This window comes from Candidatus Sodalis endolongispinus (genome assembly GCF_018777395.1).
GTDB lineage: Bacteria > Pseudomonadota > Gammaproteobacteria > Enterobacterales > Enterobacteriaceae > Sodalis_B > Sodalis_B endolongispinus.
Genome location: NZ_JAFJYC010000002.1, coordinates 438103 through 461449, shown reverse-complemented (window position 1 = coordinate 461449; position 23347 = coordinate 438103). Strand labels below are relative to the sequence as shown.

Annotated in this window: 14 protein-coding genes and 8 pseudogenes; 12 read left to right on the top strand and 10 right to left on the bottom strand. The window is 57.7% G+C overall.

The window, feature by feature from the left end; all coding sequences use genetic code 11:
* The first annotated feature begins 32 nt into the window (after positions 1–32).
* Positions 33–1034 carry an adenosine deaminase gene (gene add, locus JZM24_RS15405; protein WP_215670754.1) on the top strand — a complete coding sequence of 334 codons (1002 nt, stop codon included), beginning with the start codon at positions 33–35 and terminating at the stop codon, positions 1032–1034.
* A 150-nt stretch (positions 1035–1184) separates the two neighbouring features.
* Here add and JZM24_RS15400 read toward each other — a convergent pair whose 3' ends face one another.
* From JZM24_RS15400 to JZM24_RS19830, 5 genes and pseudogenes are all read right to left on the bottom strand, one after another.
* Positions 1185–1340: a hypothetical protein gene (locus JZM24_RS15400; protein WP_215670751.1), complete on the bottom strand. Its 156-nt coding sequence runs from the start codon at positions 1338–1340 to the stop codon at positions 1185–1187.
* A gap of 214 nt (positions 1341–1554) precedes the next feature.
* Positions 1555–2754 carry a hypothetical protein gene (locus tag JZM24_RS15395; protein ID WP_215670749.1) on the bottom strand — a complete coding sequence of 400 codons (1200 nt, stop codon included), beginning with the start codon at positions 2752–2754 and terminating at the stop codon, positions 1555–1557.
* Positions 2755–2780: 26 nt separating this feature from the next.
* Positions 2781–3479: a hypothetical protein gene (locus JZM24_RS15390; protein WP_215670747.1), complete on the bottom strand. Its 699-nt coding sequence runs from the start codon at positions 3477–3479 to the stop codon at positions 2781–2783.
* A gap of 1069 nt (positions 3480–4548) precedes the next feature.
* Positions 4549–6499: pseudogene (locus JZM24_RS15385) on the bottom strand (MacB family efflux pump subunit).
* Positions 6499–7578 (bottom strand): annotated as a pseudogene (locus tag JZM24_RS19830) (efflux RND transporter periplasmic adaptor subunit). Before JZM24_RS19830 ends, JZM24_RS15385 begins: the two co-directional pseudogenes overlap by 1 nt.
* 1093 nt (positions 7579–8671) lie before the next feature.
* Here JZM24_RS19830 and JZM24_RS15375 point away from each other — a divergent pair.
* Positions 8672–9482: pseudogene (locus JZM24_RS15375) on the top strand (CPBP family intramembrane glutamic endopeptidase).
* 324 nt (positions 9483–9806) lie between these two features.
* Here the strand turns inward: JZM24_RS15375 and JZM24_RS15370 are convergent.
* From JZM24_RS15370 to araH, 4 genes and pseudogenes are all read right to left on the bottom strand, one after another.
* A complete protein-coding gene (locus tag JZM24_RS15370) occupies positions 9807–10823 on the bottom strand; it encodes a bile acid:sodium symporter family protein (protein WP_215670745.1) in 1017 nt (338 codons plus the stop codon).
* A 70-nt stretch (positions 10824–10893) separates the two neighbouring features.
* Positions 10894–11944 (bottom strand): annotated as a pseudogene (locus tag JZM24_RS15365) (oxidoreductase).
* An 81-nt stretch (positions 11945–12025) separates the two neighbouring features.
* Positions 12026–12961, bottom strand: coding sequence for an arabinose operon transcriptional regulator AraC (gene araC, locus JZM24_RS15360; protein ID WP_215670743.1), 936 nt, complete (start codon positions 12959–12961; stop codon positions 12026–12028).
* A gap of 32 nt (positions 12962–12993) precedes the next feature.
* A pseudogene (gene araH / locus JZM24_RS15355) lies at positions 12994–13791 on the bottom strand (L-arabinose ABC transporter permease AraH); the annotation flags it as partial.
* Positions 13792–13881: 90 nt separating this feature from the next.
* Between araH and JZM24_RS15350 the strand changes: the two are divergent.
* From JZM24_RS15350 to nth, 10 genes and pseudogenes are all read left to right on the top strand, one after another.
* Positions 13882–15060, top strand: a pseudogene (locus JZM24_RS15350) (IS3 family transposase).
* Positions 15061–15196: 136 nt separating this feature from the next.
* Positions 15197–15412, top strand: coding sequence for a transcription modulator YdgT (ydgT, locus tag JZM24_RS15345; RefSeq protein WP_215670741.1), 216 nt, complete (start codon positions 15197–15199; stop codon positions 15410–15412).
* Positions 15413–15595: 183 nt separating this feature from the next.
* Positions 15596–15835, top strand: a complete 240-nt coding sequence (locus JZM24_RS15340; RefSeq protein WP_246580079.1) for a DUF2569 family protein — start codon at positions 15596–15598, stop codon at positions 15833–15835.
* A 205-nt stretch (positions 15836–16040) separates the two neighbouring features.
* On the top strand, positions 16041–16622 hold the full coding sequence (gene rsxA / locus JZM24_RS15335; protein WP_215670739.1) for an electron transport complex subunit RsxA: 582 nt from the start codon (positions 16041–16043) through the stop codon (positions 16620–16622).
* Positions 16622–17194 (top strand): electron transport complex subunit RsxB, encoded by a 573-nt coding sequence (gene rsxB / locus JZM24_RS15330; protein ID WP_215670737.1) that lies wholly within the window; start codon positions 16622–16624, stop codon positions 17192–17194. The genes rsxA and rsxB overlap by 1 nt, the downstream gene beginning before the upstream one ends.
* A pseudogene (rsxC, locus tag JZM24_RS15325) lies at positions 17187–18851 on the top strand (electron transport complex subunit RsxC); the annotation flags it as partial. The gene rsxB and the pseudogene rsxC, both read left to right, overlap by 8 nt.
* A 108-nt stretch (positions 18852–18959) precedes the next feature.
* Positions 18960–20000 (top strand): electron transport complex subunit RsxD, encoded by a 1041-nt coding sequence (gene rsxD / locus JZM24_RS15320; protein WP_215670733.1) that lies wholly within the window; start codon positions 18960–18962, stop codon positions 19998–20000.
* A gap of 10 nt (positions 20001–20010) precedes the next feature.
* The gene (gene rsxG, locus JZM24_RS15315; RefSeq protein ID WP_215670731.1) at positions 20011–20646 is read left to right on the top strand and encodes an electron transport complex subunit RsxG; all 636 of its coding nucleotides are present in this window, start codon (positions 20011–20013) and stop codon (positions 20644–20646) included.
* Positions 20639–21337, top strand: coding sequence for an electron transport complex subunit E (locus JZM24_RS15310; protein WP_215670729.1), 699 nt, complete (start codon positions 20639–20641; stop codon positions 21335–21337). Before rsxG ends, JZM24_RS15310 begins: the two co-directional genes overlap by 8 nt.
* On the top strand, positions 21330–21968 hold the full coding sequence (gene nth, locus JZM24_RS15305; protein WP_215670727.1) for an endonuclease III: 639 nt from the start codon (positions 21330–21332) through the stop codon (positions 21966–21968). Before JZM24_RS15310 ends, nth begins: the two co-directional genes overlap by 8 nt.
* 242 nt (positions 21969–22210) lie before the next feature.
* On the opposite strand, the pseudogene JZM24_RS15300 reads toward nth, so the two are convergent.
* Positions 22211–23346, bottom strand: a pseudogene (locus tag JZM24_RS15300) (IS3 family transposase).
* Position 23347: the final 1 nt, after the last annotated feature.

Below are 23347 nucleotides of genomic sequence, written 5' to 3'. Positions count from 1 at the left end.
CCTATCAATGTCACCTGAAAGAGTTATCCCCCATGATTAATACTTCCCTGCCGCTGACGGATTTGCACCGTCATCTGGACGGCAATATTCGCCCGCAGACGATCCTGGATCTCGGTCGTGAATTTGGCGTCGCCCTGCCCGCGACAACGCTTGAGGCCTTACGTCCGTATCTACAGGTCACCGCCACCGAGCCGGATCTGGTCAGCTTTTTGCAGAAGCTGGATTTTGGCGTGTCGGTGCTGGGATCATTAGAGGCCTGTCAGCGCGTGGCGCTGGAAAATGTCGCCGATGCCGTGGCGGCCGGTCTGGATTATGCCGAGCTGCGTTTCTCGCCTTATTATATGGCAATGAGTCACCGCTTACCGCTACAGGGGGTGGTAGAAGCGGTGATCGACGGCGTGCACCGCGCGAGCCGCGACAGCGGATTGACCGTGCGCCTCATCGGCATTATGAGCCGCACCTTCGGCGAAGACGCCTGCTGGCAGGAGCTCGAAGCGTTTCTGGCCTGCCGCGATGGCATTACCGCGCTGGATCTGGCCGGCGATGAGCTGGGCTATCCCGGCAGCGAATTCCTCAGCCATTTCGCCCGCGCCCGCGATGCCGGCCTGCGTATCACCGTGCACGCCGGCGAGGCCGCCGGACCGGAAAGTATTTGGCAGGCCATTTCGGAGCTCGGCGCCGAACGCATTGGTCATGGGGTGAAAGCCATAGAAGATCCCAAGCTGATGGATTTCCTCGCCGACCACGCCATCGGCATTGAGAGCTGCCTGACCTCCAATATCCAGACCAGTACCGTGCGTGATTTGGCCCATCATCCGCTGAAACGCTTCCTCGATCACGGTATCCTGGCGACGCTCAATTCTGACGATCCGGCGGTACAGGGCATCGATATTGGACATGAATATTGCCAGGCGGCGCCGGCGGCCGGCTTAAGCAGGCAAGATATTACCCGCGCCCAACAAAACGGCCTGACCATCGCTTTTTTAAGCGAAGCGGAAAAACAGGCGCTGCGGGCAAACGTGCTAGCCCGCTAACGCCAATGAGCGCCCATAGTGACACCGTCACTGGCGCATTCCCCCGCCATCATGTGCCGCACCGGCCTACCACAGGGCCCGGGTGATGAACAGCGCAAGCACCTCGGCATTCAACCGTTTTACCGACACCGTGTCCCGCTTCGCCTTCGGTTAAACTCTGTCTACCAGTTCCATAATAATTTGGCTAAACGAGTCGGCATTTTGCATTAGAAACCGCCCCCGCACCTGGGGATAATAATTATACAGCATCCGAGCCAGCGGTTTTTCCTTGAACGGCGGCAACGTCACCTTCAGGGTTTTCGCCATATCGATAATCCCTTTGGCCTCTTTTTTCGCTATATCGCCTCTCGACAGTCTATCCAGTTCTTCATTAAGCGGTCGTTTGCCTTCCAGGCTGTCGAGGTAAAAATAATCCTCCGTTTTTACCGCATTGTGCGACGCTTCGTGAAGAAACGTTGCGACATTATCATTGAATTTGTAGTGGCTACAAAGAAAACGGCATTTGATGTTGCTACGTTTGTTATATTGATAGGCGCCGCTTTTTTAAGTTAATGAATATTCGTTTGAGCGGATCTTGGCGATAGACTTCCCCTACCAAATTATGATTATCATGGTCAACCAGCCAAATGCGGCTGCAGTTATCGCTGATATGCCGCGAGAGTTCATTACCCGTGTCCTCGATATTGCGCAGCAAAGTGGCCAGGAGCGCCTCAGCTTCATCGGAATTGGGCTCTACCGTGAAAATCTCATGAAAGCGTTGCATTAGCGGGTGCTCCACGTTGCCCTTCATCAGTTCGTGTTTTACCTGGCTGATATACCGATGCGCCGTGATAACGCCATCCCTCAGTTCGCGGGCAGCACCGGTATATTTACCCGCCAGCGCCAATTCGCCCTCGTCCAAGCCATAAAGCAAAATCGATTTAATGTTATCTCTGAGATTACTATCCACCTCCAACACCTGGCGGTAGTCATCGAACTCATCGGTTCGAAACCCTTCCCGATAACGAATTTTCTGACTTTGCTGCAGGAAACTGTTCTGAAAATGACGCTGTGCTTCCCGTACCGCCTTGACGTAATTGATCTCGAAGCCGCTTGAACTGACATAGCCTTTTTCATCGGGCACCAAGACAAAACGCTGCGCCAGACGATCGAAGCGACACAGGATCTTATCCGTTTCTTCCGGCCCCAGCATATAGATGTGCGGCAGTAACGGGTGTTTATCGATTTTAATCGCCTGCTTGCCCGACAGCAGATAACGCGTACCCTCACGGGATCGCGCGATGCCCTGGCTATTGGGCGGCGTGAGCGTTGGAATATCGATATGGGGATCAGTCAAGGTTTTCTTCATGGCCTTGCGTAACCGCGGCGAAACAAAGCGCTGCGAGCGGAAGCCTGCTGCGCTTTGCTGTTGATGCGGCTTCACTTTCAAACCCAAGCGCCATTGATTCTCGGCATCGAGATGAACCGGATAACCGGCTTTGCCCGGCTTGGCAATATCATAAGCTTCGTAATAAAGATGGCGAGCGTGTTGTCGTATTGGTAAATAATGATCCGCAATTTTGATGCAAGGTTGACTACCCTGGCCGTCGACCAGCGTGACGTCATACAGGCTGGCGCCCTGTGCCTCCGGCGCTATCGGCCTGACCGACTTAACGCTGAGCGCAAGCTGCCTGATGATACGCTCCTGGACGCCATAGCGCTGACCTGGCGCATACGCCACCGGGGGGCCTGCGTATCGGTCGTCTCCTACCGCTCCGCCAAGGTGTCGTAACGCACCTCTCGCTCCTCGCCATGGCGCCGGGCGTAAAACCGTCCCTGTCGATAGGTCATTCGCCACATATCACCATCCAGCTTGGTGGTAAGGCTATCACCAGACACGAAGGTGTTCTTGGGCAATGTCAGCGTCTGGTCGATGGGGACACCGCGGGGATCTTTCGGCGAGGCCGCGACGATGGACTTGGCCAGCAACAAGACCTGATTATTGACTTCATTTACCGCGTCGACATCCACGGGTTCGCCGTCAAGCTCGTCCGCCAGCATTTTTAGCAGCGGTCCGCCGAGGTTTTGCGCGATCACCAGAGGTTGCGATCCTGGCAGTAGCGCGACCACCGCGGAAATTACCGCATCTACTTTGTTGGTAATGTTGGCAAGCCTTGCAACTTCCCCTTCGGTGGGACAGCGTCCAACATGCTGATAGAAATAAATAATCTGCGACTCTTCCGCCAGGGCCGATACCGGGTTTTTTAAGGTTTTACCTATTTGGCGCAATATGTCGGCAACCGTCAGGGTTTGCCGTTGCTCAAAACAGGAAAAATCCAACTTAACCTTCTTCACCTCATCCGGTATCGGAGCTACCGTGGTGGTGGATGGCGGTTCTGCCACATAGGCGTCGGTATGGGGCAGCGCCTGCGATCCGTCGGTGTCAGGGGGTAGCCTCGCCTTCATGGCGCAGGGTAACGGTCGGGCAATTGACCCAGCGGCCGCGGGGGTTGCAGGCGCTGAGTACTGATTTTCGGCCACGACGCGGGGAGGTGTCGGAGAGGCGTCTTCGACCGCAGCGGTAGGGGGCGATGAATACGCTTCAGCGGCCGCGGGAGGAGCATACGCTGAATACGGCCTTGCACCCACGGCAGGCGGATATGGCCCTGCGCCCAAGACAGGTGGGTGCATGGAATATGGCCTAGCGGCCGTAGCGGGATGGGGGGTATCACCCGCGTAGCGCAATGCAACCGGTCGTGCCCCGTCGCTATCAAAGCCGCCAGAGGTCCACAGCCATTGATAAGCGCGCCACGCGCCGACCATACATGCGCTGCTGAACATCAGCCCCCCCATTACCAGCGCCCTTTTTGAGGTCAAGCGCCAGCAGGAAAGCGGCGTCGCTTCCCTCTTCTCCTGCTGATACCGAACCTGCTCCAGCAGCGTTTCACCGCGCGACATGACCGCGCGCAACGCCGCGTCGTGTTCCCACGGCAGGACTGCCCCGGCATCGGCAACGAACCACGACGCGGCATCGGTTGTCGGGTGTCGGCGGCAACAGTCTCAAAGCTTCAGACGTATTGGCGATGGGCTTGAGGCGATGGATCCCGGCGTCAGCGCCGGCGTGTAACGCAGCCTGAGGACAAGGTTTTTGCTGCGGGTATGCCGCGGCGGCAATGTTGAGTCTCTTTGCGGGCATGGCCTGGGAAATGAGGATGATCATTTTTCCACAAGGTTAGCAGGGTATTTTCCACTTGCACGGCGCAGCCGTTTCTTTTCGCCCAAATACTGTTTGACCAACGGTCACATCACCAACGGCACGTGACAAGGCAGCGCACAACACGCCCAAACGCCGCTATCGTCACTGGTGCTGCTATCGCATCGACACCCTGTCGCGACGTCGGCCTTCGGCACCGTGAGGGAAATAGACGGTTAAGAAGCTGACTGAAATGTGGCCTTGGCGCACTCACGGCGTTGAGACGCCACCTCTACCGCCGCCTGTGTCAACTCGCCCGTCGTGGCACCGCCGCCCGACCGACTATTCACTGTTGAGTGCCTCCACCGGATTCAAACAGGCGGCATTGCGCGCAGGCCAATAGCCAAACACCATGCCGATAGCACAGGCGCACAGGAACGCGCCGGAAACCGCCGGCCAGGAAGTGACCATCGGGAAAATATCGCCCGACAGCGCGCTGAACAATGCGCCACCGCTCAGGGCTAGCAGGACACCCACCACGCCTCCCGTCAGGCAAACCAGCACTGCCTCGATAAGAAATTGCTGCATGATGTCACCGCGCCGGGCGCCTACCGCCATCCTCACGCCGATTTCGTGGGTACGCTCGGTGACCGATACCAACATGATATTCATGACGCCAAGACTACCGATAAACAACGCGATTACCGCAACCATCGCAATCAGCACGCTGAACGTCGTAGACGTTTTCATCACCGAACGACGGATCTTGTCATCGTTGAACAACATGTAATCCTTGACGCCATGACGCTGCAGCATCAGTTGCTCAATGGCGCGTTCCGCCACCGCATTATCAATATCGGCCCTGGTACGCACCACGATGCCGTTGACGTGCTGCTGCCCCATAAGCCGATGCAAGACAGTGGTATATGGCAACTAGATATGGATGCGGTCAGAGCGATATCCCGTCACGTTGGTATCGGCGGCCGCAACGCCGACGACCCGCACCGCCATGGTATTTAGCAGGAGGATCTGACCGAGCGGCGATTGCCCGGTGGCGGCAAACAAGGTACGACGAGCGTTGTCGTCGATAATGGCGTCCGTGGTCGCCTGCGCCACCTGCTGAGCGGTAAATGGCCGTCCTGCAGCCAGCGCAAGACCCCTCACGAGAAAATAGCTTTCCCCCACGCCGATAACATCCACGTTAGCGGCCTTATTGCGATAACGCAGGGGCGCCGAGGTCCCCAACTCCGGCGACACGCTGTCGACATAACCTTGCCGGGCCAGCGCCGCGGCATCAGCCGGTACCAGCGTGCGAATGGCGCCCGCAAACTCATCGAAAAAGTCTTTGCCGGGATAAATGCTGATAACATTGGTACCAAGAAAATTAATGCGGCGCAGCGTTTGCTCCCGCGCACCTTCCACCAACCCCACCACCGTGACCACGGCGGCGATACCGAACACGATACCAGCCATGGTCAATAGGGTACGCATGCGGTGAGCATTCATCGCTTTCAGCGCCATATGCAGCGACTCGCGCACTCTGTCGGCAAACTGCGCGCCGGGGATGCGCCGCGCTCGTCGGCAGCGGTGGCGCCAGCGGCGTGTGATCGGTACGCGTGTCCGCGACAATGCGGCCATCGTGAATCTCGATAATGCGGCGGGCATGGCGGGCCACCGCCATATCGTGGGTCACGATAACCAGCGTATGCCCCTGTCGGTTCAGCTCCGTAAGTATTGCTAACAATTCCTTGCCGGACGCGGAGTCCAACGCCACCGTCGGTTCGTCCGCAAGAATGATTTCGCCGCCGTTCATCAGCGCGCGGGCGATACTCACCCGCTGTTGCTGACCGCCCGACAGCTGCGCCTGGCGATGATGATGCTTACCCGCCAGCCCCAGCCTATCCAGTAGTGCCGCCGCTCGCCGCCGCCGTTCCTGACGCGGGCGGTTGGCGTATACCGCCGGGATCTCGACATTGCCCACTGCGCTGAGCTCAGGCATGAGATGATAGCGCTGGAAGATAAAGCCGATATGCTCACGGCGCAGCGCCGCCAGCGCATCAGGGGTGAGCTGGGCGACATCACGACCGCGAATGCGGTATTCACCGCCGCTGGGCCTGTCTAGGCAGCCCAGAATATTCATTAAGGTCGATTTTCCCGATCCTGAGGACCCGATGATCGCCACCATTTCGCCGGAATCAATACGCAGATGAATATCGTTCAACACGTTGACTGTCGCATCGCCCTGGCAATAGCTTCGGCTGACCCCCTGCAGTTCAATTAAAGGCGTCGTCATCACGCCACCATGGCCGGCGGTTCATCCTGGGCCAGGATCACCTGCTCACCCGCCTGCAGACCTGACAGCACCTGAAGCCTATAGCGCCACTTGCCTTCCGAACGGGCCAGCGCCGCCGCGGGGATCAGCAACGTATTTTTAACGTCATGTACAATAAGCGACACCTGAGCGGTCATATCGATACGCAGCCGGTTATCGGGATTGGGGACATCAAACAGCGCATTATAGTAAACGGCGGCGTTACTGGTGCTGTCGGAGCGGGTCGTATCCTCCTCCTTATTCAAGCTCTCCGGCGCCTGTTCGATGGCGCGCAGACGGGCGTGATAGGGATGGTCAGGCTCGGCGAAGATGGTGAAAAACAGCGGTTGGTTCGTGGCGATGCGGGTAATGTCGGCCTCGGAAATCTGCGTTTTGACCGTCATGGTATCCAGTTGGGCAAGTTTTACGATAATTGGCGCTCTTTGCACCGCGTTGACCGTCTGGCCTTCTCGGGCGATAACCGCCACCGGCGCACTCACGCGGGTGTAGTTTAGATTAACCTTTTCTTTTTCCACCTTTATGCTGGCCTGCTCGATTTGAGCATCCAGTTCATCAATGCCTGCGCGCACCGTCGCCAGGTACGCCTCCGCCTCTTCATAGGCTTTACGGGAGCTGGCATCATTGCGCCACAGGCGCTACTGGCGCTGATAAGCCAGCGAGGATTTTTTCAACGCGGCGACTTTGGCAGCGCGCTGTGCTTTGAAGACCTGTAATGCCGCCTGGGCGATCCTGAGCTCGTTAATCTGATTGGAGTCGTCGATTTCGGCAATCAGTTGGCCCTTCTCCACCCGATCGCCGTTGGCAACATGCAGCGCGGTAATTTGGCCAGACACCTGAGCGCCGACGCTGACGCTTTTTACCGCTTCGAGCTTGCCGGTGGCCTGCACCAACACCTGCAAATCGTCGCGGCGAACCGGCGCGGTAAGATAATCTGCGCGCAGGGTATGCAGTATCAGCCACGCCGCCGCCGTCACTGCCGGTAGCACCGTACCGGCAATCACCAACAACGCGCGCCGTGAAACCCTCGACCATAACGGCATTAGTCTGTTCCCGCCATCATGCCGGTGCGCGCGGCATGATGGCCCGCCCCAATCTGCACGCCATACCGCGTAATGACGCCTGCTGGCGCTTTTTGCACGCCATGTACGCCACAAACGATTCCATCCCTGCGCCGCACTCTGCTGATATCCTTGGCGGTTATCGTTCGAGTCGACGCCTGCCGGACCAGCGGGCCCGGGACGGCCGCCAGCAGCGCCCCCCCACCGCCGGCCTATGATGAATATTTACCGGCTCCCCGATGCGGGTCGCCGACGTCCCGGCGCGCGGGGGGGTGACGGACAACCAGACTGGCCGAAACCGGCCACGAAATAAGCCCTGAGTTCCGGCCAGGAAAATAACCTCTCATAAAAAACCTGCATATTAAGCCAGACGTTCCCTGGACCGACAGTGTCCTATGCTGGCACGGCACGCACGGTGGCGGAAAAGGCGTCAGGGAAAATAGGCTGAACGATAACACCAACGATCGGGTATTCTGCCACATTTCCCTTCCGGCAGACTAAACGCGGGCTGAACAAAGCCGGCAATGTCAAGCGGCGTTAATTATCGGCCACCTTCCGGGCGGCAGGTTATTAAATAATGTGGGTAAATATTTTATAGTATGTTGTAACTAAACATGGGGGCCCCCACTACGGGAACGTTATTACCCGCAGCGCTACTGCCGCCGGGATCCCGCCTGACTAGGCCGAATCCCGCGCCGATACCCCCCACCGCGCGCCTGAACCGTCTACCTAAACGCAACTTTCAGTGCGATATTTTCGTGGTATCGACCTTAAGGTAAGCCGGTGCAATTAATGATTTTTACCGGCTTATCCATGCCAAATACGATCACCCGTCTATTTTCACTCAGGTGATAACTTTCCTTTATCTCAATATTCCTCTACTCGTTTAAGAGTCAGTATCATGCAAAAGAATAACCGGCCGCTGGCGCAGCGTGTCGGGTACCTTCATATTATCAGTAATGTCGATTGACAAAATTCCCGGCAACTCATTTAATCTAGCAGCATTTGCCTTATAGCCTCTTTTCCCATGAAAAAGATGAATCTAAACAGATTATAATAGACAGGAGTAACTCTCATGGAATATTTATTGCCCCTATCACTTGCCGCCATTGTTTTTAATTTTCGCGCGGCGTTGGTGCTTTTGGCTCTGGCTCTGGCGGCGGTCTTTTGGCAGGGTTATGTTGCCGTACCGGCTATCCTTTTTCTCACGCTGGCGGGCTTGATTGCCCTGCTGCGTTGGCGTTATCAAAGCCGCAAAGGGGTCGCCATCACCTGCGAGGGAGTGCTGGTTATTGCCAGTGTGATGTTATTTATGCATTGGGTGCCGGGATTCAGCACGCCCAAAATTCTTGACCAGGTTCAGGCCGGGCCGCACAGTCAGCCGTTCACCCTCTATTACGGTCTGGATAAGGCGCTGATACCCTTCTTGTTGCTGGGCGCTCTACCATCGCTATTCGCGACCTCGGCGCAGGCCAACGTCGCGCCATGGCGATGGGGGGTATTGCTGCTTTGTGTTCCTGGCCTGTTGCTGTTAGCCGTGGCGCTGGGCGGTCTTGCGCCGGAATTGCATGCGCCGGTGTGGCTCGGCAATTTCATGTTGGCAAACCTGTTTTTTGTCTCGCTGGCGGAAGAAGCGCTATTTCGTGGTTACATTCAACGCCGGCTGGGACAGTTTACCGGTGGCCTGCCCGCCTTATTGATCACCGCGCTTTTGTTTGGCTTGGCGCATCTCCAGTCCGGAATGCTAATGGTGATTTTTGCCGGACTGGCGGGCTTTGTATACGGCCTGGAAATGGAGCGGTAAGTTGTGGCTGGCGGCGGCGGTCCATTTTGCCCTGAATATGTGTCATCTGCTGTTTTTCACTTACCCTGCGTGGCGGCGTTAGATTGCCTGGGTTAACAGCTTGGGCTTGCGGCAGGGAGTTTGACCGGCGCGCATAAGCCAAACTTGCGGGTGATAAGCTCCGGCTTGACCGTGCAAGCAGGCTGGTAGACAACGGCAGGAGTGTAAATGCGCAAGTAGCAAGACCGCGAGTGGCGCCAGCCGAGGCGTTACAGGCAAACAATTTACTGCGTCGGTTACCGCCTTCTGAAGCAGGCCGGCGGTAAAAGATGTCGGTGAACACCTGCAAACAGGCAAACAACCCAGGGCGGCGGTCGATACGTCAAGCACAACGCTGGGGCGCCGCGCAAGGCGGCAGCCCGGCCCATCAGGGCCGATGACCCGCATCCGGCGCCTCGGCCGCCGATGCGGATTGTTTACGGGCATAACGCTGGGCGAGAACCGCACACACCATTAATTGCACCTGATGGAAAATCATCAGCGGCAAGACCAGCGTCCCCACCATGGCAGCGGGAAACAGGACATTGGCCATAGGGATGCCGTTGGCGAGACTTTTTTTCGAGCCGCAAAACACGATAGTAATCTCATCCGGGGTATCGAACCCCATCCAACGGGCAGCAAAGGTATTGGCGATCAACACCGATGCCAGCAACACCAGCGAGAACACCAGAATCGCCACCAGCGTCCAGCCGGTGATTTGTTGCCAGATGCCCTCCACTACCGCCGCGCTAAAGGCAACGTACACTACCAGCAAAATGGATGACCGGTCAGTCATATTCACCAGCGTTTTATGCCGTGCCACCCAGCCGCCAATTAGCGGCCGTGACAGGTGGCCGATAATAAAAGGCACCATCAGCTGCAAAATAATCGAGCCGATGGCGTGCAGCGTATCATGACCGCCCGCCGCCCCCTCTTGAGTGTGCATCAGCAGCCCGACCAGCACCGGCGATAAAAATACGCCAAGAATGCTGGAAGCCGAGGCGCTACAAATCGCGGCGGCGACATTTCCGCCCGCCACGGAGGTGAATGCAATAGCCGACTGTACCGTTGCCGGCAGCGCACACAGGTAGAGAAACCCCATATACACACTGTTTGACAGTAAGGTGGGCACAAAGACTTTCATCGCCAGACCCAGCAGCGGAAATAAGGCAAAGGTGCTAAGAAACACCACTACATGCAATTTCCAATGGCCGACACCACACAGAATAGCTTCCCTGGATAATTTGGCGCCGTGCATAAAAAACAGCAATGCGATGGCGGCGGTGGTCAAATTTTCAAAGATGACCCGGGCGATGCCGCGACAGGGAAAAAATGACGCCAGCGCCACCACGCAAATCAACACCAACAAAAACTTATCAATACGCAAACGTTGCAACCAGGACATAGAGACAGCCTTTCCCTCATTGATCATGACATCTGAAAACGCGTGTTACTTACCTCGACCGCTGGCGTGGTCAGCCGTTTTTCACCGGTAACGTTTTACGTTGTTCGGCGCTTTCGATGCCTTGCTCGATGATTTCCATCACCCGAATGGCGTCTTCGGCCGGCACGGGATTCGGCGCCGCGCCGTTAACGGCCGCGTGAATACCCTGATAATGGGCGAGATAGTTTCCCGCAAGCGTAGGCTGTGCCGCCGCCCGACGCCCGCCCTCCTCGACAAGCGTAAGCACGCCGTCCTGCTTATCGGCGCCCCAGCCGGGGCCGCCCGGCCGCTCGCCCGCTTTCAAACTGTCTTCCTGACTGTCCAGGCCGTACTTGATATAGCTACCGCGGGTGCCGTGCACCTCAAAACGCGGCGTCGGCGCCGCGGCCAGCATGCTACCGTGCAATATCACCCGGCGCTGCGGGTATATCAGCACCGCGTGAAAATAGTCGGTAGTTCGCGCGCCGGGACGTAACTGCGCCAGATCGACGTTGACCGCCACCGGCATACCGAACAGCACCAGCGCCTGATCAATCAAATGCGCGCCCAAATCATACCAGATGCCGCTACCGGCGCCGGGGCGCTCGCGCCAGCGATCCATTACTTCCAACCGGAAACGATCGTAATGGGAGGCCAAATACCCGATCTCCCCCAGGGTCCAGGCGTTAACCAGTTGCTGGAGCGTCAGGAAATCGCTGTCCCAGCGACGATTATGGAACACCGACAATACCCGCTTGCGCGCGCTCGCTCGCTAGCTGATTTAATTCCTGCGCCTGGGATAGCGTTACGGTGAATGGCTTATCCACCACCACATGTTTATCGGCTTGTAATGCCTCGCGGGCCAACGGAAAATGCGTGTCGTTGGGGGTAGTAATGACTATCAGGTCAACATCGTCACGATGAATTAACTGCTGCGGATCAGCAACCACCGTGACCTGCGGCCAGTCGGCGTGCACCTTGCCGGCATCGCTGGAAGAGACCGCCGTCAGGGTCAGTCCCGGCGTGGCGTTGATTAAGGGGGCGTGGAAGGTTTTACTGGCGAAACCATAGCCAATGATTCCGATGCGAAGCGTGTCAGCCATAGGTTGTCCTCGATTGACTTTGACGCCGCCGGCGGCAATGCCCCGGCGGCGTTAAGTTTACCAAACAACAATATCAATAAATTAGCCGCTCACGATAGCCTTTTCGTTTCTGGCGGACCAATTGACCGCCTGCTGGAGATCTTTCACCGGGTAGTTGATTTCACTGCTCTTGCGCCGGAAGTCGCTTGGGCTGATGCCTACTCGCTTGCGAAACACCCGGGAAAAGTACAGCTGATCGTCATAGCCCACCACGCGGCCAATGGTGGCGATCGACTCTTGCGTGGTTTGCAGCAGCAGTTTGGCGCTGATCACGCGCTGATCCTCACGCCAGCGTAATATGTTGATACCCACCTGTTGCCGTAACAGATGCGCCAGGCGCGACGGCGACAGGCAGACGTGGCGGGCGACTTCGTCGATGCGCAATTCACCCGACAGATGTGCCGTGATAAATTGGCATGCTTCGATGATGCGAGGATCCATAATTTTACTCGGGCTTTGCGGATCTTCTTCCATGGCGCGCAGCCGCCGCTCGAGCAAATTCATGCCCAGCTCTTCGGCGAAGCGCCGGCCCGAGCGCTGCGTTTGCTCGATGTTGGCGAGCAGGCGATCGAATTCCGTGACCAGCGCCTCGCTGCCCAGCCGCAGCCGGCCGATGTCGCGCATTTTGCTGTGCCATTCCAGCCAGTCTGCCCAGTAAGCACGCGGCCGGAAGTAAACCCAGCGGTGATACCAGCAATCCGCGTCGGGCGAGCGGCCATAATAGTGGGCGGATTTCGGCGGGAATAACAGCAAATCGCAGGGGGTACAAATAAAGGCCTGGTCCCCCTCTAATATCCGGCCCTGCCCTTTGATAGTCAAATTGAGTATATAGCCCTTCATCCCCTCAGGACGGTCAATATAAAAGTCCAGCGAACCGTTAGCGATAATAGGCGTCAGGCCGGCAACCAGATAAGCATTGAACGCATAACCCGGTAACAGCGGGTTCGACTGCGTTTCATGATTGATACGATGATACATCTTTCCTCCCGACGCGTTATACCGGCCCGATACAGCGTGCGTTTGGCTTTTTGTTTATAGCGGTCGAATATCACCGCCGCCAACAGTATGACCACGCGCACCACATATTGAGAAAATGGCGAGATATTTAGCAGGTTCATGGCGTTTTCCACCGTACCGAGGATCAGTACCCCTGCCACAACATAAGAGATTTTACCGATACCGCCCTTGAGCGAGACGCCCCCCAACACACAAGCGGAGATGACGATAAGCTCATAGCCGAGCGAGGTCATCGGCTGGCCGCTGGTCATCCTTGAGGCCAGAATAATGCCCGCCACCGCCGACACCAACCCTGAAAGCACAAAGATAATAATTTTGGTGCGCACCACCGGCACGCCCGCCAGCCGGGCAGCCTCTTCGTTGCCGCCAATAGACAGCGTGTTGCGCCAGAAGGTGGTTTTGTTGAGCAGAAAACCGAACAGGATCATACACAGCACGGTTATCCAGATGGGTGCCGGCAGCCCCAGCCAGTTGGCATAACCCAGCACAAAAAAACGCTCGTCCTCAATGCCGACCGCCTTACCGTCGGAAATGATGTAAGCCAGGCCCCGGACAATCTGCATCGTCGCCAGCGTGGTGATAATGGCGTTGATTTTCAGCCAGGCGATCACCACACCGTTCACCAGGCCGGAAATCACCCCCAGCAGCAAACCGGCGGCCACCCCTATCCAGAGGCTCTCGGTGATATTAATCACCACCGCGGCGGTCACGCCCGAACAGGCAATCACCGACGCCACCGAGAGATCGAAATCACCTGAGGCTAAACAAAACAGCATGCCGCAGGCCACAATGATTTATCCCCCTGAAACACCAGACAGTAGCTGTATCTCCAGATAAGAGATAGGCTTGAATATATGTCTAACACTAACGCCAATTTTGATATGACCGGGATCCTGTTAGGTCAAGAAGTCCGTAAACGTAAAACTCCTCAGGAAAAAATGGCCATTATTCAGCAGACGATGGAGCCCGGCATGAATGTCTCCCATCTCGCACGACTGCACGGTATCCAGCCCAGCCTGCTGTTTAAGTGGAAAAGCAATATCAGGAAGGCAGCCTCACCGCCGTGGCTGCCGGGGAGGACGTTGTTCCTGCCTCTGAGCTTGCAGCTGCATTGAAGCAGGTCCGGGAGCTCCAGCGCCTTCTGGGATCCTAAAAGAAGCCGTGGAGTACGGCCAGTCACGAAAATGGATAGCGCACGCGCCCTTGTTGCCAAAGGCCGGGGAATAGCACAGGTCAGCCGCGCCATGAGCGGGTCGCGTGCGCCGCTGTCACTGCGGATTAAGCGTTCTGCCGACTGGCAGGACAGGCGCTGTAACCGGCGTAATGACGAAGCAGACGCTGAAATACTGTCGGACATCCTCGACATCATCAGCGATATGCCCAGCTACGGCTATCGGCGGGTGTGGGGCATCCTGCGTAAACAACATCGCGCAGAGGGACTGACGCCGGTAAATGCGAAACGACTTTACAGGATCATGTGTGAGCATAACCTGCTGTTATTACATTGAAAACCAGAGCGGCCGAGGCGTGAGCATAAGGGCAGGATCGCGGTGGCAGAAAGCGATATTCGCTGGTGTTCAGATGGCTTCGAGTTCGGCTGCGACAACGGTGAAAAACTGCGGGTCACCTTCGCACTGGACTGCTGCGACAGAGATGCCATAGACTGGGCTGCGAGCACTGGAGGCTACGACAGTTCGACCGTGCAGGATGTGATGCTGAGGTCGGTAGAAAAGCGCTTCGGCGACAGGTTACCCGATACAGCGGTGCAGTGGTTGACGGACAACGGTTCAGCGTATACCGCGCATGAAACGCAGAGGTTCGCCAGAGAACTGGATCTGGAGCCCTGCACAACAGCGGTGAGCAGCCCGCAGAGAATGGCCGAACGGTTCGTGAAGACGATGAAGGAAGACTATATCGAGTTCATGCCAAAACCGGATGCGAGAACAGCCCTGCGAAACCTTGCAGCAGCGTTCACGCATTACAATGAAAACCATCCGCACAGCGCGCTGGGATATCACTCTCCGAGAGAATACCGGCGGCAGCGTGCTTCGTTAACTTAAGATACAAAAGCTGTACGGAGATGGCGGGGCAAGATCAGCCGCAGCGCGCCGTTATCCATTGCGGCAGGAACTTCTGGACAGCCCAGCCGCACAGAATATACTACGATGCTTATATTCCCTTCCCTGAAAGCGCGACATGACTGCCCACGATTATTTGCTGAAGTTTCGTAAGGTCAACACAACTGAAAGTCTGGAAAAGCTATTTGATCATTTAAATTATTCTCTGACCGATGATGATGAAATTATCAACATGTATCGGGCTGCGGATCACCGTCGCGCTGAATTAGCCGCCGGTGGTCGCTTGTTTGATCTCGGGCAGGTACCGAGAGCGGTTTGGCGGTACGTGGTGTGACAGCGCCTTCCTCCACGCTCGCCCCGCGTCCCATCGGGGGCTGGCTCTGGGCGGTCATCGCCTGGCTGGGTATGACGCTTTTAAGCGCCACGGCCATATTGCTGGCGTATCTCTGGTTTTTGATTAAAGCACGGCGGTCCTCTGACGCCGGCCGGCATCGCTAGCCTGCTGACCTCCGGCGCCATGTGGCTGTTCACCTTCTCGCTATTGCGTTTGCTGTTTCGTCGTTCCAGGCGATTTCCCCGCCTGCTTGTCTTGTGGCTGCTGGTCGGTGTGCTGCTGGGGATCAAAACCTTCGCCTTCGCCCCGGTTAGCGACAATCTGGCGCTACGGGTGCTATTCCCCCCCGTCTTGGCCGCAGCGCTACTGGTGCCTTATATCAAGCGTTCCCAGCGCGTGCGTCAAACCTTTATCCTGCCCTGAGTCGACGGCGGGTTTTGTTCCCGTGAATGCTGCGGGGCGAAAGCCGCGTTGTTCGGCGCAACGCGGGTTATCCCGCGCGCGCTCATCGTTAGCGCGACCGGCATGCTCGTGTCTGCGCATGGAAATTGTCTACGCGTGCGCGAATGGGTTGTCGAACGCCCGCCGATGCCGGATAATGCCCGTTGTTTCTTGTGTAGGTATGGCAATGAATGGTTACCTGATGCTGTTCATCGGCACCGTGCTGGTGAATAACTTTGTGTTGGTCAAATTCCTCGGGCTGTGCCCCTTTATGGGCGTCTCTAAAAAAGTGGAGACCGCCCTGGGTATGGGTATGGCCACGACTTTTGTCATGACGCTGGCGTCTATTTGCGCCTGTCTTATCAATGATTTTATTCTGCTGCCGCTGAACATTCCCTATCTGAGAACGCTGGCGTTTATTTTTATTATCGCGGTGGTGGTGCAGTTCACCGAGCTGGTGGTGCGTAAAACCAGTCCGGCGCTCTATCGCCTGCTGGGCATCTTTTTGCCGCTGATTACCACTAACTGCGCCGTGTTGGGCGTAGCGCTGCTGAATGTGAATGAAAACCATAATTTCCTGCAGTCCGCGCTGTACGGCTTCAGTGCCGCCGTCGGCTTCTCACTGGTGATGGTATTATTCGCCGCGATTCGCGAACGGCTGGCGGTGGCGGATGTCCCGGCGCCCTTTAAGGGCTCGTCCATCGCGCTCATAACAGCCGGGTTGATGTCGCTGGCCTTTATGGGCTTTACCGGGCTGGTGAAGGTCTGATGCTGACGTTATGGCTGGCCGTCGCCGCCCTCAGCGCTCTGGCATTGCTGGCCGGCGCGTTGCTAGGCTTTGCCGCCCGCCGTTTTCAGGTAGACGCGGATCCGGTAGCCGAGCGCATTGATGCCCTGCTGCAGCAAAGCCAATGCGCTCAATGCGGCTACCCTGGCTGCCGTCCTTATGCCGAAGCGGTCGCCGGCGGCGCCCAGATTAATAAATGTGTGCCGGGCGGCGAGGCGGTAATGTTGAAAATCGCCGCCCAGCTCAGCGTCGATCCCCAGCCGATGGAAGGCAATGCCGCCGCAAAACCCGAAACGCGCGTAGCCTGGATAGACGAAGGCAACTGTATCGGCTGCACCAAATGCATTCAAGCCTGTCCGGTGGATGCCATCGTCGGCGCCACGCGCGCCGTACATACCGTGGTGAGCGATCTGTGTACCGGCTGCGATCTCTGCGTGGCACCCTGTCCCACCAATTGTATTGAAATGCGGTCACTCGTCGTCACGCCCGCCAGCTGGAAGTGGGATCTGCGCACTATACCCGTCACGGTTATCCAGCAGGAGCAACATGTTTAACTTATTGTCTGCCCTGCGCAAACAGCGACTGTGGGATTTCCCGGGCGGTATCCATCCCCCAGAAATGAAAAACCAGTCCAGCAATGTCCCCTTACGGTCTGTGCCGCTGCCTGACAGGCTAATAATCCCTCTGAAGCAGCATTTGGGCCCTGAAGGGGAATTGCGCGTGGCCCCCGGCGATGACGTGATGCGCGGTCAGCCATTGACCGCCGGCAGCGGCCGGACTTTACCGGTGCATGCCCCCACCTCCGGTACTATCGCGGCAATTGCGCCGCATCGGACCGCACATCCGTCGGGCCTGGCGGAACTGAGCGTCATCTTGCTGCCCGACGGCGAGGACCGCTGTGTTACGCGCCAGCCGCTGGCGGATTTCCATCACTGCTCGCCAGCGCAGTTGCTCTGCCGCATTCATGACAGCGGGATCGCCGGTCTGGGCGGCGCAGGCTTTCCCACCGCGGCAAAACTCGGCGACGGCAAGCACCGACCAGAGACCCTCATCATTAACGGCGCCGAGTGTGAGCCTTATATTACCGCCGACGACCGGTTGATGCAGGAATATGCACATGACATTGTCACCGGCATGGCGATTTTGCAGCATATGCTGCAACCCCGGCGCATCCTGCTGGGCATCGAGGATAATAAACCCGCGGCGATTGCCGCCCTGAAAGGCGCGCTGTGTGAGCGCCCTATCGGCGAGCTGCGCGTCGTTCCCACCAAATACCCCTCCGGCGGCGCTAAACAACTGACCAGAATTTTGACCGGCAAAGAAGTCCCCGCGGGTCAACATTCCGCCGCTATCGGCGTGGTAATGTTGAATGTGGGCACCGTCTATGCCATCACGCGCGCCGTTATCGATGGAGAAGCGTTAACCGAGCGCGTAGTGACGCTGACTGGCGAGGCGCTGGCTCGGCCGGGTAATGTCTGGGCGCGAATCGGCACCCCGGTGAGCCATCTGCTCACCTATGCCGGTTTCATACCCGATGCGGAGCCAACAGTGATAATGGGCGGGCCGCTAATGGGCTTCACGCTGCCTGCGCTGGACGTGCCGGTGGTCAAGACTAGCAACTGTCTGTTGGCACCGTCCGTTAAGGAGCTCGCGCCGGCGGAACCGGAGCAAAGCTGTATTCGCTGTAGCCGTTGTGCGGACGCCTGTCCGGCCAGCCTGCTGCCGCAGCAACTTTATTGGTTTAGCCGCAGGCAAGAGCACGATAAGGCGCGCCGGCATCACTTGTTTGATTGTATCGAATGCGGCGCCTGCGCCTATGTTTGCCCCAGCAATATCCCGCTGGTGCATTATTATCGCCAACAGAAAGCGGAAATCCGCGCGCTGGACGATGACGCCCGGCGTGCGGCCATGGCTAAAGCGCGCTTTGAAGCCAAACTGGCGCGGCGCGAGCGGGAAAAACAGCTTCGGCTTGCCCGCCATCAGCAGGCCGCGGTGAAACTGGATGACGCTTCAGCGGCGGTTAATTCACACGCGGATAACACCGGCTCGACAACCGCGTCCCCCGAAGCCAGCGTCGCCGCCGCTATCGCGCGGGTTAAAGCCCGACGCCAGACAGTGCAAGACGCCCAGGGCGCGGCAGCGGACATTCCGCCGGCGGCCCCCGCCGACGTCGCTGGAGACAGCGTCGATCCACGTAAAGCCGCCGCCGCCGGCGCGGTGTCACCGCCGCCGCAGGGTGCCAGCGCCGCAATCCCTGCCCGGCAGAAGGCGGAGCATGGTCTTTCCGCCACGACCACAATTTCGTCTGAAGAGGACTAAATGGCGTTTAGAATTGCAAGTTCCCCCTTCACCCATAACCGGCAGACCACCCGGCAAATCATGATTCAGGTCATGACTGCTTGCCTGCCCGGGCTGGTGGCTTTGGCCTATTTTTTTGGCAGCGGTATTGTTATCCAACTGGCGTTGGCCTGCGTGACGGCACTGATTGCCGAAGGCATCGTGCTCAGGCTGCGCCGTCAACCGCTAGCTCCCCGACTTGGCGACGGATCCGCCCTGCTTACCGCACTGCTGCTGGCGCTGAGCCTACCGCCGCTGGGTCCGTGGTGGATGATAGTGCTGGCGACGGCGTTTGCTGTCGTCATCGCCAAGCAGCTCTACGGCGGTCTCGGCCATAATCCCTTTAATCCGGCGATGGTAGGGTATGTGGTATTGTTGATTTCCTTCCCGGTGCAGATGACCAGCTGGTCGCCTCAGCAAAGCCTGCTGCTGCATCCGGTGTCACTGAGCGACAGTCTGGCGTTGATTTTCACCTGCGCCACGCCGGATGGATTGACGCTCGCGCAACTGCGCGCCACCGTTGATGGCGTCACCCAGGCCACCCCGCTCGACGGTTTTAAAACCGGGCTGCGCACCGCCGCGCTGACGGCATACCACTATCGTTGGGATTGGCAGGCCAGCGCAGGATGGACGTGGGCAAACATTGGCTTTTTAGTCGGTGGGCTATATCTGATCTGGCGGCGGGTCATCAGCTGGCACATTCCGCTTAGCGTGCTTGCCGCCATGCTCATTGGCGCCGGACTCGGGCACTGGCTGGCGCCGGAGGTCAGCGCGCCGCCTTTACTGCACCTATTTTCCGGCGCTACGATGCTGGGTGCGTTTTTCATTGCCACCGATCCGGTCACCGCCGCCACTACCCTCAGAGGACGGGTGATCTTTGGCGCGTTGACGGGTTTGTTGGTATGGCTAATCCGTACCTGTGGAGGTTACCCTGATGGCGTGGCCTTTGCCGTATTGCTGGCCAATATCTGTGTGCCGTTGATTGACCACTACACTCAGCCACGCGCCTATGGCCATCGCTAAGGAAGGCATGATGTTAAGGACAATGAGGAAGCATGGCATCACCCTTGCCCTATTCGCCGCTCTGGCTACCGGGCTGACGGCGCTGGTCAATGGCTTGACCACCGGCACCATTGAACGGCAGGCGGCCAGACAGCAACTGCAATTATTGGATCAGGTTGTGCCGCCGGATTTGTACAATAACCAACTGCTGAACGAATGTTATCTGGTCACCGATCCGGCGCTCGGCAGCGCTGCACCGCACCGTCTTTACCTGGCGCGCAAAGACGGGACGCCGGTCGCGGCGGCAATCGAGACCACTGCGCCGGACGGCTTCGCCGGCGCCATTGATTTACTGGTCGGTGCGGACTTCGCAGGCAACGTTTTGGGCGCCCGGGTGACTCGCCATCATGAGACGCCGGGGCTGGGGGATAAAATTGAACTGCGGCTGTCGGATTGGATTACGCATTTCAGCGGCAAACCGCTGCGCTCAGATAACGACACGAACTGGGCGGTGAGGAAAGATGGTGGTATGTTCGATCAATTCACCGGCGCTACGATCACGCCGCGGGCGGTGGTAAATGCCGTCAAGCGCACCGCCGGTTTTTTGAAAAAGAACCTTAACACGCTGGAAAAAATGCCGCTTTGTGGAGAACCATCCCATGACTGAAGCGAAACTCGTCCTCCTGGAAGGTCTATGGCGCAATAACTCGTCCCTGGTGCAATTATTGGGCCTGTGTCCACTGCTGGCGGTGTCCAATACCGCCACCAATGCGCTCGGGTTGGGGCTTGCCACGACGCTGGTGCTGGTTTGCACCAATACTGCGGTGTCGGCTTTGCGCCGCTGGATCCCCGGTGAAATCCGCATTCCCATCTGTGTCATGATTATCGCCTCGGTGGTCTCTGCGGTACAGATGCTCATCAACGCCTATGCCTTCGGCCTTTATCAATCCCTTGGCATTTTCATCCCGCTTATCGTGACTAACTGCATCGTTATCGGCCGGGCAGAAGCCTATGCCTCGCAGCGGCCGCCAGCGCTGGCGGCGCTGGATGGTTTTGCCATCGGGCTCGGCTCGACCTGCGCGCTGCTGCTGATCGGCGCCACGCGCGAACTGCTGGGTAACGGCACGCTGTTCGACGGCGCGGACCAACTGCTGGGCGGATGGGCGCGGGTGCTGCGCATCGAGGTATTCCATACCGATACGCCCTTTTTGCTGGCCATGTTGCCGCCCGGCGCGTTTATCGGCCTGGGGTTTATGCTGGCGGGGAAATACCTAATCGATCAACGCATGAAAGCCAGGCAGCCGAAGGCGGCCCGACCGATCGTGCTGCAACAGGGACAGCCGTTAGCCGATGAATAAGAGCAAGCGTTATGACATTCTGTGTCGCCTGCGGGCGAATAACCCCCAGCCCACCACCGAGCTTATGTACCGCTCGCCTTTCGAGCTGTTGATTGCGGTACTGCTCTCCGCTCAAGCGACCGATGTCAGCGTCAATAAGGCGACCAGCCAGTTGTTTCCGGCGGCCTCCACGCCGCAGTCCATGCTGGCGCTGGGCGTGGAGGGCGTCAAAAGCTATATTAAATCGATAGGGCTATTTAACACTAAAGCGGAAAATATTATCAAAACCTGCCGGCTGTTGTTAGAACGCCACCAGGGTGAGGTTCCCCAAGACCGCGCGGCGCTGGAAGCGCTGCCCGGCGTCGGGCGCAAAACCGCCAATGTGGTGTTGAATACCGCTTTCGGCTGGCCGACGATTGCGGTAGACACGCACATTTTCCGTGTCGCTAATCGCACCCGCTTCGCGGTGGGTAAGGACGTGGAGGCGGTGGAGCATAAGCTATTGGACGTGGTGCCGGGGGAGTTCAAGGTGGATTGCCACCATTGGTTTATCCTGCACGGCCGCTATACCTGCATCGCCCGCAAACCGCGCTGCGGCGCCTGTTTGATTGAAGATTTATGTGAGTACGACCAGAAACATTACCCGCAATAACGCCCCGGACGTGCCGGCAGGCCGTTAACTAGCCCCCGGCCGGCACTGCCCCTGCCTGACAGCTTTCGTCCGTCGCCACGGCCATTCAAAGATGCCATCGTTGACCCCGCCCGCGCCCTAGCCGTTTCTGCTCATCTCAGCCTGATTCTTCCGTTTCTGCCTATCTGAGCCTCTCTTCCCCGTTTCTGCCTTTCGCTGCCCGTCTTGATCTTGCCCCGCCATCTCCGTACAGCTTTTGTATCTTAAGTTAACGAAGCCCGCTGCCGCCGGTATTCTCTCGGAGAGTGATATCCCAGCGCGCTGTGCGGATGGTTTTCATTGTAATGCGTGAACGCTGCTGCAAGGTTTCGCAGGGCTGTTCTCGCATCCGGTTTTGGCATGAACTCGATATAGTCTTCCTTCATCGTCTTCACGAACCGTTCGGCCATTCTCTGCGGGCTGCTCACCGCTGTTGTGCAGGGCTCCAGATCCAGTTCTCTGGCGAACCTCTGCGTTTCATGCGCGGTATACGCTGAACCGTTGTCCGTCAACCACTGCACCGCTGTATCGGGTAACCTGTCGCCGAAGCGCTTTTCTACCGACATCAGCATCACATCCTGCACGGTCGAACTGTCGTAGCCTACAGTGCTCGCAGACCAGTCTATGGCCTCTCTGTCGCAGCAGTCCAGTGCGAACGTGACCCGCAGTTTTTCACCGTTGTCGCAGCCGAACTCGAAGCCATCTGAACACCAGCGCATATCGCTTTCTGCCACCGCGATCCTGCCCTTATGCTCACGCCTCGGCCGCTCTGGTTTTCAATGTAATAACAGCAGGTTATGCTCACACATGATCCTGTAAAGTCGTTTCGCATTTACCGGCGGCAGTCCCTCTGCGCGACGTTGTTTACGCAGGATGCCCCACACCCGCCGATAGCCGTAGCTGGGCATATCGCTGATGATGTCGAGGATGTCCGACAGTATTTCAGCGTCTGCTTCGTCATTACGCCGGTTACAGCGCCTGTCCTGCCAGTCGGCAGAACGCTTAATCCGCAGTGACAGCGGCGCACGCGACACGCTCATGGCGCGGCTGACCTGTGCTATTCCCCGGCCTTTGGCAACAAGGGCGCGTGCGCTATCCATTTTCGTGACTGGCCGTACTCCACGGCTTCTTTTAGGATCTCAACCTCCATCGTCTTCTTACCCAGAAGGCGCTGGAGCTCCCGGACCTGCTTCAATGCAGCTGCAAGCTCAGAGGCAGGAACAACGTCCTCCCCGGCAGTGAGGCTTCCTTCCTGATATTGCTTTTTCCACTTAAACAGCAGGCTTGGCTGGATACCGTGCAGTCGTGCGAGATGGGAGACATTCATGCCGGGCTCCATCCTCTGCTGAATAATGGCCATT

Coding starts and splice junctions, on each gene's coding strand:
- rsxA (WP_215670739.1), top strand. CDS start 16,041: ATGAATGGTTACCTGATGCTGTTCATCGGCACCGTGCTGGTGAATAAC.
- JZM24_RS15310 (WP_215670729.1), top strand. CDS start 20,639: ATGACTGAAGCGAAACTCGTCCTCCTGGAAGGTCTATGGCGCAATAAC.
- rsxG (WP_215670731.1), top strand. CDS start 20,011: ATGTTAAGGACAATGAGGAAGCATGGCATCACCCTTGCCCTATTCGCC.
- nth (WP_215670727.1), top strand. CDS start 21,330: ATGAATAAGAGCAAGCGTTATGACATTCTGTGTCGCCTGCGGGCGAAT.
- JZM24_RS15370 (WP_215670745.1), bottom strand. CDS start 10,823: ATGTCCTGGTTGCAACGTTTGCGTATTGATAAGTTTTTGTTGGTGTTG.
- ydgT (WP_215670741.1), top strand. CDS start 15,197: ATGACTGCCCACGATTATTTGCTGAAGTTTCGTAAGGTCAACACAACT.
- add (WP_215670754.1), top strand. CDS start 33: ATGATTAATACTTCCCTGCCGCTGACGGATTTGCACCGTCATCTGGAC.
- rsxD (WP_215670733.1), top strand. CDS start 18,960: ATGGCGTTTAGAATTGCAAGTTCCCCCTTCACCCATAACCGGCAGACC.
- JZM24_RS15340 (WP_246580079.1), top strand. CDS start 15,596: ATGTGGCTGTTCACCTTCTCGCTATTGCGTTTGCTGTTTCGTCGTTCC.
- JZM24_RS15390 (WP_215670747.1), bottom strand. CDS start 3,479: ATGAAGGCGAGGCTACCCCCTGACACCGACGGATCGCAGGCGCTGCCC.
- rsxB (WP_215670737.1), top strand. CDS start 16,622: ATGCTGACGTTATGGCTGGCCGTCGCCGCCCTCAGCGCTCTGGCATTG.
- JZM24_RS15400 (WP_215670751.1), bottom strand. CDS start 1,340: ATGGCGAAAACCCTGAAGGTGACGTTGCCGCCGTTCAAGGAAAAACCG.
- araC (WP_215670743.1), bottom strand. CDS start 12,961: ATGTATCATCGTATCAATCATGAAACGCAGTCGAACCCGCTGTTACCG.